Annotated in this window: 10 protein-coding genes; 2 read left to right on the top strand and 8 right to left on the bottom strand. The window is 65.0% G+C overall.

All coding sequences use genetic code 11. The features are described 5' to 3' along the window. On the bottom strand, positions 1–755 hold a 755-nt coding region (locus IF809_RS23685; RefSeq protein WP_462838721.1), incomplete at its 3' end, for a dihydroxy-acid dehydratase domain-containing protein. 436 nt (positions 756–1,191) lie between these two features. On the opposite strand from IF809_RS23685, the gene IF809_RS23680 reads away from it, so the two are divergent. Continuing rightward, a complete protein-coding gene (locus IF809_RS23680; RefSeq protein WP_063706516.1) occupies positions 1,192–1,470 on the top strand; it encodes a metal/formaldehyde-sensitive transcriptional repressor in 279 nt (92 codons plus the stop codon). A gap of 5 nt (positions 1,471–1,475) precedes the next feature. Continuing rightward, the gene (locus IF809_RS23675; RefSeq protein ID WP_462838720.1) at positions 1,476–2,543 is read left to right on the top strand and encodes a nickel/cobalt efflux transporter; all 1,068 of its coding nucleotides are present in this window, start codon (positions 1,476–1,478) and stop codon (positions 2,541–2,543) included. 25 nt (positions 2,544–2,568) lie between these two features. Here the strand turns inward: IF809_RS23675 and IF809_RS23670 are convergent, their stop codons facing one another. The 7 genes from IF809_RS23670 to IF809_RS23640 all read right to left on the bottom strand — a co-directional run bounded on the left by IF809_RS23670 (position 2,569) and on the right by IF809_RS23640 (position 6,045). Further along, positions 2,569–3,342 (bottom strand): CbtA family protein, encoded by a 774-nt coding sequence (locus IF809_RS23670; protein ID WP_462838719.1) that lies wholly within the window; start codon positions 3,340–3,342, stop codon positions 2,569–2,571. Between the two features lie 10 nt (positions 3,343–3,352). Next, the gene (locus IF809_RS23665) at positions 3,353–3,559 is read right to left on the bottom strand and encodes a CbtB domain-containing protein (RefSeq protein ID WP_462838718.1); all 207 of its coding nucleotides are present in this window, start codon (positions 3,557–3,559) and stop codon (positions 3,353–3,355) included. A gap of 3 nt (positions 3,560–3,562) precedes the next feature. After that, positions 3,563–3,853: a hypothetical protein gene (locus tag IF809_RS23660; RefSeq protein WP_462838717.1), complete on the bottom strand. Its 291-nt coding sequence runs from the start codon at positions 3,851–3,853 to the stop codon at positions 3,563–3,565. Positions 3,854–3,928: 75 nt separating this feature from the next. Then, positions 3,929–4,150 carry a hypothetical protein gene (locus IF809_RS23655; protein WP_462838716.1) on the bottom strand — a complete coding sequence of 74 codons (222 nt, stop codon included), beginning with the start codon at positions 4,148–4,150 and terminating at the stop codon, positions 3,929–3,931. Between the two features lie 144 nt (positions 4,151–4,294). After that, positions 4,295–4,555: a hypothetical protein gene (locus tag IF809_RS23650; RefSeq protein WP_092290662.1), complete on the bottom strand. Its 261-nt coding sequence runs from the start codon at positions 4,553–4,555 to the stop codon at positions 4,295–4,297. 81 nt (positions 4,556–4,636) lie between these two features. Further along, positions 4,637–5,197 carry a cytochrome b gene (locus IF809_RS23645; protein ID WP_462838715.1) on the bottom strand — a complete coding sequence of 187 codons (561 nt, stop codon included), beginning with the start codon at positions 5,195–5,197 and terminating at the stop codon, positions 4,637–4,639. Further along, positions 5,197–6,045: a fumarylacetoacetate hydrolase family protein gene (locus IF809_RS23640; RefSeq protein ID WP_462838714.1), complete on the bottom strand. Its 849-nt coding sequence runs from the start codon at positions 6,043–6,045 to the stop codon at positions 5,197–5,199. Before IF809_RS23640 ends, IF809_RS23645 begins: the two co-directional genes overlap by 1 nt. Positions 6,046–6,066 lie beyond the last annotated feature (21 nt).

The raw sequence follows: 6,066 nt of genomic DNA, 5'->3' as shown, positions 1-6,066 counted from the left end.
TTGGACGCGATCAGCTCCATCACCTTCTCGCCCGCCGTCATGCAGAAGGCGTCGCGGATCTCATACGGTGCCGGAGCACCGGCCGAGTAAGGCAGCGCGAGGCCGATCGCTTCCGAGACGGTCGCCATGGTGTTGGCGGTGAACTGCGCGCCGCAGGCGCCCGCCGAGGGGCACGCCACGCGCTCGATCTCGTCGAGGTCCTCGTCCGACATCGCGCCGACCGAGTGCTTGCCGACCGCCTCGAACATGTCCTGCACGGTGACTTGCTGGCCGCGAAAATTGCCCGGCAGGATCGAGCCGCCATAGATGAAGATCGACGGCACATTGAGACGGACCATCGCCATCATCATGCCCGGCAGCGACTTGTCGCAGCCGGCAAGGCCGACCAGCGCGTCATAGGCGTGGCCGCGCACGGTCAGCTCGACGGAGTCGGCGATGCACTCGCGCGAGGGCAGCGAGGAGCGCATGCCGTCATGGCCCATGGCGATGCCGTCGGTGACGGTGATGGTGCAGAATTCGCGCGGCGTGCCGCCGGCCGACGCGACGCCCTTCTTCACCGCCTGGGCCTGACGCATCAGAGCGATGTTGCAGGGGGCGGCCTCGTTCCAGCACGAGGCGACGCCGACGAAGGGCTGATGGATCTGCTCGGTGGTCAGACCCATGGCGTAGAAGTAGGAGCGATGGGGCGCACGCGCAGGACCTTCCGTCACGTGACGGCTCGGCAGCCTGTCCTTGATGTTGGTCTTGGCGTCCATCGCGACCAGTTTCCTCAGGTCTCAGTTTCCTGCCCAACCCTTGTCAGACCGGGAAAATCACACCCAAGATTTGAATCGACCTTGGAATTTCCCGCCGCCTGCAAGGAGCCAGCCCCAGCCCCTGAAACATTTCGAGCGATTTTATTCATGTTCGGGTGTGGCCAAAAAGCGGCGCTGATGCGAACGAGCCGCGACCACGGTTAAATCGCACGGAGATGTTGCGCAGACAGCACAATCGTTGCCGGGAAGACACGGGTTTGCTTACCGCGATACCCTCGCGAAGATGACAGTCCACAATCTCTGATGTCACCGCCGAAGACGCGCGACCAGCTTGACGGTGACTGATCACCACGAGTGAGTCGCCCTCAGCGCGGTCAGGCCAATGCAGCCTCTGACGGCCTTTGACATACATAGGGTACCCCCCTATCTTACTTCCATGTCCCACACCATCAAACACAAGTCGAAGCTCATCGGCCGCGTCCGGCGCATCAAGGGGCAACTGGAGGCCGTCGAGCGCGCGCTCGAATCGGAGATCGGCTGCGCCGATGTGCTGATGCTGGTGGCGTCGGTGAAGGGCGCGATCAGCGGCCTCACCACCGAGCTGCTGGAAGATCATATCCGCCATCATGTCGTGGATCCCGCGCACGAGAAGGATCCCGAGAAGGCCAAGGGCGCCGCCGACCTCATCGACGTCGTCCGAACCTATTTGAAGTGAACGCGATGACCGACCTGTCCCACCTGCTGCAACAAAGCAGCGCGCACGCATGGCTGTTCGTGCCCAGCGCCATCCTGCTCGGCGCCCTGCATGGCCTGGAGCCCGGGCACTCCAAGACCATGATGGCCGCGTTCATCATCGCCATCAGGGGAACGGTGCTCCAGGCGGTGCTGCTCGGCCTGTCGGCGACCATCTCCCACACCGCGATCGTCTGGGCGGTCGCGCTCGCGGGACTGTATTTCGGCCAGGAACTGTCCGGCGAACGCAGCGAGGCCTGGCTGCAACTGGCCTCCGCAATCATCATCGTCGGCATCGCCGGCTGGATGGTCTGGCGCACCTGGCGGGATCAAAACCACGAGCACGACCAAGACCATCATCACCACGACGAGCCGCAATCGCTCTCGCTCGCCGGGATGCCGCTGTTGCTGGAAGTGTTCGAAGACGGCGTGCCGCCTCGCTGGCGCATCAGGAGCGAGAACGGCGCGCTTCCCGCCGCCGGCGACATCAAGGTGACCACAATCCGCGAGACCGGCGCGGAGCAGACATTCGCCTTCGCGGCCCGGGATGGATACCTCGAAAGCATCGCGGAGATCCCCGAGCCGCACGCCTTCAAGGCGCGCATCGCGCTTGCAGGCGATTCCACGGAGCTCCTGTTTAGCGAGCACGATCACGTCCACATCGATCTCGGCGACGAGGACGACGCGCACGCCCGTGCCCATGCCGCCGACATCCGCAAGCGCTTTGCGGGACGCAGCGTCACGACTTTGCAGATCGTCCTGTTCGGACTCACCGGCGGACTGATCCCCTGCCCCGCAGCCATCACCGTTCTGCTGCTTTGCCTTCAGCTGAAGCAGCTCAGCCTCGGCTTCGTGCTGGTGCTATCCTTCGGCATTGGGCTCGCGATCACGATGGTGTCGGCCGGCGTTCTCGCCGCCCTCAGCCTGCGGCACGTCGAACGACACTGGGGCGGCTTCAGCCGCTACGCCCACCGCGCGCCCTACGTCTCGGCGGCCCTGATCGTCTTCGTCGGCTTCTACACCGGCTGGACCGGACTGCACGAGCTGATGTCGTGATCCCTCGTCAGCGAGGGCGCAAGGTTCAGGCCCGCTGGTCGAAGCGTGCGAACACCGCGCTGGTCAGACCGCCGAGCAGGGTCCAGAACACCAGGCTCGTCACCGTCACCGCCGTGACGAACTGATGCGTCAGCGACGAGGGCACGTTGGTCTCGATGTTGGCGAGCTCCGGCGCGCCGATCAGATGCGGCAGGGTCAGCAGGATCACTCCTGACATCGCCGCCGGCACCGAGCGGCGGAAGGCAATCAGCGCAAGCCCTCCTGATGTCGCCAGCACGGCCGCGAGCCACCAGATCTGACGCGACAACAGCGGCGCCGTCGGCACGCCTGGCAGCTCCGGCGGCAGGCCGAGGCCGGGCGCCAGGGTGAAGACGGCGAATCCCGCCAGACCCCACAGCAGGCCTTCGTGCCAGGACACGCTGATGCCGGTCGCACCGCTGCGCACGGCGAAGAAGCCGGCCAGCAGCAGCGCGAATCCGATCGCGGTCAGGATGTTGGCAGCAGCCGTATAGGCGTTGCGCTCAAACCCGTCGCGCGGCTCCCAAGCCCCGGCACCATGGTCATGATCGCCTGCGCCATGTGCATGGTCGCCGTGATCGTGGGCTGCATGGTCGTGGCCATCAGCCGCCGGCTGTGCCGCGACCGGAGTGTCATGCGGATGCGTCTCGGCCGCCTTCTCGAAGACTTCCGCCTTCAAGATCAGGGGAACGGTGCCGAACTGCTGGAGGACCGTGACGACGAGACCGACGATGAAACCTGAAATAACCGAGGCGAAGACGATCGAGCGAAACGTGCTCATGCCATCCCGGTCAGTGGCAGGGGAATGCGTTCGAGTGGCGGACGTCGTGGGCGGCGTTGTGGACCACGTCGATATGCGAGAAGCCGACCATGCCGACGACGAACAGGCCAAGCACCATGGCCATCACAGCCTGCGACAGCCGTCCCACCTGCCCCGCGGCGACCGGAAGCGCGGCCTGGGAGGTCTGGGCGGCGTGGGCGAGCTGAGACTGGCTCATGGTCTATTCTCCATTGGCGATTTGGCCGTCTTCTAGCAGCTTCCGGGCGATGTCGCGACTGGTAAGATGCAGACTTGTCCCGGGCAAAATGTCCCTGCGCACAATCTTGGCGTCGGCGGCGGCCCGAAACACGGTCTCGAACCGCCGGAAATAACCGAGGCAGGCCGCCGGCGAGGGCTCGGCGCCGAGCAGCGTCCGGAATGCGCCGCGGTGCACGGCGCAGATCGCGCCGTGTCCGGTGACCGGAAACACCAGCGAGGCGATGTCGTCCCGCCAATGGACCTCGCTGCTCAAGCTGTCGCACGCCCCCGGGAGCACCATACTCCCGGCTGCGATCCTACCATGTCGAGGAATTTCCGCAGGCCTCAATCAGGCCGGCGTGCGCTCGCCACGCTTCCTGATCATGGCGCGCTCGCCGGCATCGACGAGCTGGCGGATGCCGGTGCGGCCGTTGAGCGCGCAACGGATGATGTTTTCCGCAACCGATTTGCGGAAGCGATGATCCGCTCCATCGGGGCGATTGCGGCAGACCCGGTCCAACGCCAGCTTCATGTTGATCCGCGTACGGATGTCGAAATGCTCCCTGATCATGCGCTGGGTCTCGATGCGTTTGGTGTCGACACTGAAACGCCAGACGAGCAGCCGAGTTCCGGAAAGCGACCAGGCTATGCTCGCCCTCTCACTCTTGAAGACGGGCGACCTACGCTCGCCCTCTCCCCCTTGAAGACGGGCGAGCTACGCTCGCCCTCTTGGCCGCTGCTGAGCCTGAGCCCAGGCCGCCTTGACGTCTCGCGGAGGAACGTCGATGCGCTTGATCGGCGTCAGCTCGCCGGAGGCCGAAATGATGGCCGTCTCTTCGCGGCGACAGCGCGGGCACACGAAGCGGACTTCGTGCGGGGATGCCGACCAGTTCGAGCGCTTGACGTTGGCGGCCATCGGCCATGCCTCGCAATGCGAGCACGACACCAGAAACCGACCGGGATCGAGCATACCCATTCCATAGGACTCCGCGTCCTGCCGCCCCTCCTCTAATGATTAACCCAAGTAAATCGTTCCGGTGCCCCGACACCAGCGAGCTCAGCGCTCGCCGTTCCCCTGGTGCGGCCACATCCGGGCCAGTGTTCCATCGCGCATCACCCACGCGTGCCAGACGGTCGCGGCGATGTGCAGGACCACGACGGCGTAGACGACATAGGCCAGCGTATCGTGCGCGATCTCCCCGGCATGGGCGATTCCAGGGCTGCCGCTCACCAGGCGCGGCCAACTGAACGTCCAGAAGTACTTCAGCGAATAGCCGCCGGCCGCGGAGAACGCGTAGCCGGTGAGCGGCATCGCAAACAGGATGAGATAGAGCGCGAGATGATTCAGCCGGGCCGCGAAGCGCAGCAGCACCCCGAAGGAAGACGGCTCGGGCGGCGCCTTCGTCGCGGCGCGTACCATCAGCCGCAGCACCGACAGGAACAGCAGCGTCATGCCGAGCGATTTGTGCACTTCCAGCAGCTCGCGGCGCGGCGACGTGCCGGGCGGCTGAAGTCCGCAATAGAAACCGATCAGCATCGCTACGATGAAGAGCACCGCCGTCGCCCAGTGAATCCTGCGCAGCAGCGGCGCATAGGCCGCCGTGACTTCCGAGGACATCAGGCTTCGTCGGCAATCCCGTTGCGCAGCAGGCCGACCTTGTCGATCTCGACCTCGACGACATCGCCGGCCTTCATCCAGATCGGCGGCGTACGCCTGGAGCCCACGCCGCCAGGCGTGCCGGTGGCGATGACATCGCCGGGCTCGAGCCGGGTGAACTGGGAGCAATATTCGATCTGGCGCGGGATATCGAAGATCATCTGGTCGATGGTGGTGTCCTGCACCACCTCGCCGTTGAGCCTTGTCTGCAAGCGCAAGCGTCCGAGATCGCCGACCTCGTCGGGCGTCACGAGGTACGGGCCGAAGCCGCCGGTCGCGGGAAAATTCTTGCCCGGCGTGAACTGGTGGGTGTGACGCTGATAGTCGCGCACGCTGCCCTCGTTGTAGCAGGCATAGCCGGCGATATGGCCCCACGCTTCGCTGCGCGAGATATAGCGGCCAGGCTTGCCGATGATCACCGCGAGCTCGCCCTCGAAGTCGAGCTGGGTCGAAACCTTCGGGCGAATGATGTCGGTGAGATGTCCGGTCTGGCTGTTGGCGAAGCGACCGAAGACGGTGGGGTTCTCGACCTCCGAGCGGCCGGTCTCCTTGCGATGGTTCTCGTAGTTCAGGCCGATGCAGAGGATCTTGTCGGGGTTCGGGATCACCGGCAGGAAGGTGAGCTTCGACAGCGGATGATGCTTTGCCTTGCCGGCTGAGGCGGCCGCTTCGGCCAGCGCGCCGGCCGCGATCGCCGATTTGAGGTCGGGATAGCGATCCTTCAGGACGGTGCCGAGATCGGCCACGCTGTCGCCCTCCACCAGGCCCCAGGAGGCGGCGTCGTCAATTTCAAAGCTTGCGAATTTCATGTGGTGTCCTTGAGATAGGCC

The sequence above is a fragment of the Bradyrhizobium sp. UFLA06-24 genome (genome assembly GCF_054967145.1).
The sequence above is the reverse complement of the archived record's forward strand: the minus strand, read 5'-3'. Positions and strand labels throughout refer to the sequence as shown.

Coding starts and splice junctions, on each gene's coding strand:
- IF809_RS23680 (WP_063706516.1), top strand. CDS start 1,192: ATGTCCCACACCATCAAACACAAGTCGAAGCTCATCGGCCGCGTCCGG.
- IF809_RS23675 (WP_462838720.1), top strand. CDS start 1,476: ATGACCGACCTGTCCCACCTGCTGCAACAAAGCAGCGCGCACGCATGG.
- IF809_RS23670 (WP_462838719.1), bottom strand. CDS start 3,342: ATGAGCACGTTTCGCTCGATCGTCTTCGCCTCGGTTATTTCAGGTTTC.
- IF809_RS23665 (WP_462838718.1), bottom strand. CDS start 3,559: ATGAGCCAGTCTCAGCTCGCCCACGCCGCCCAGACCTCCCAGGCCGCG.
- IF809_RS23655 (WP_462838716.1), bottom strand. CDS start 4,150: ATGATCAGGGAGCATTTCGACATCCGTACGCGGATCAACATGAAGCTG.
- IF809_RS23650 (WP_092290662.1), bottom strand. CDS start 4,555: ATGGGTATGCTCGATCCCGGTCGGTTTCTGGTGTCGTGCTCGCATTGC.
- IF809_RS23645 (WP_462838715.1), bottom strand. CDS start 5,197: ATGTCCTCGGAAGTCACGGCGGCCTATGCGCCGCTGCTGCGCAGGATT.
- IF809_RS23640 (WP_462838714.1), bottom strand. CDS start 6,045: ATGAAATTCGCAAGCTTTGAAATTGACGACGCCGCCTCCTGGGGCCTG.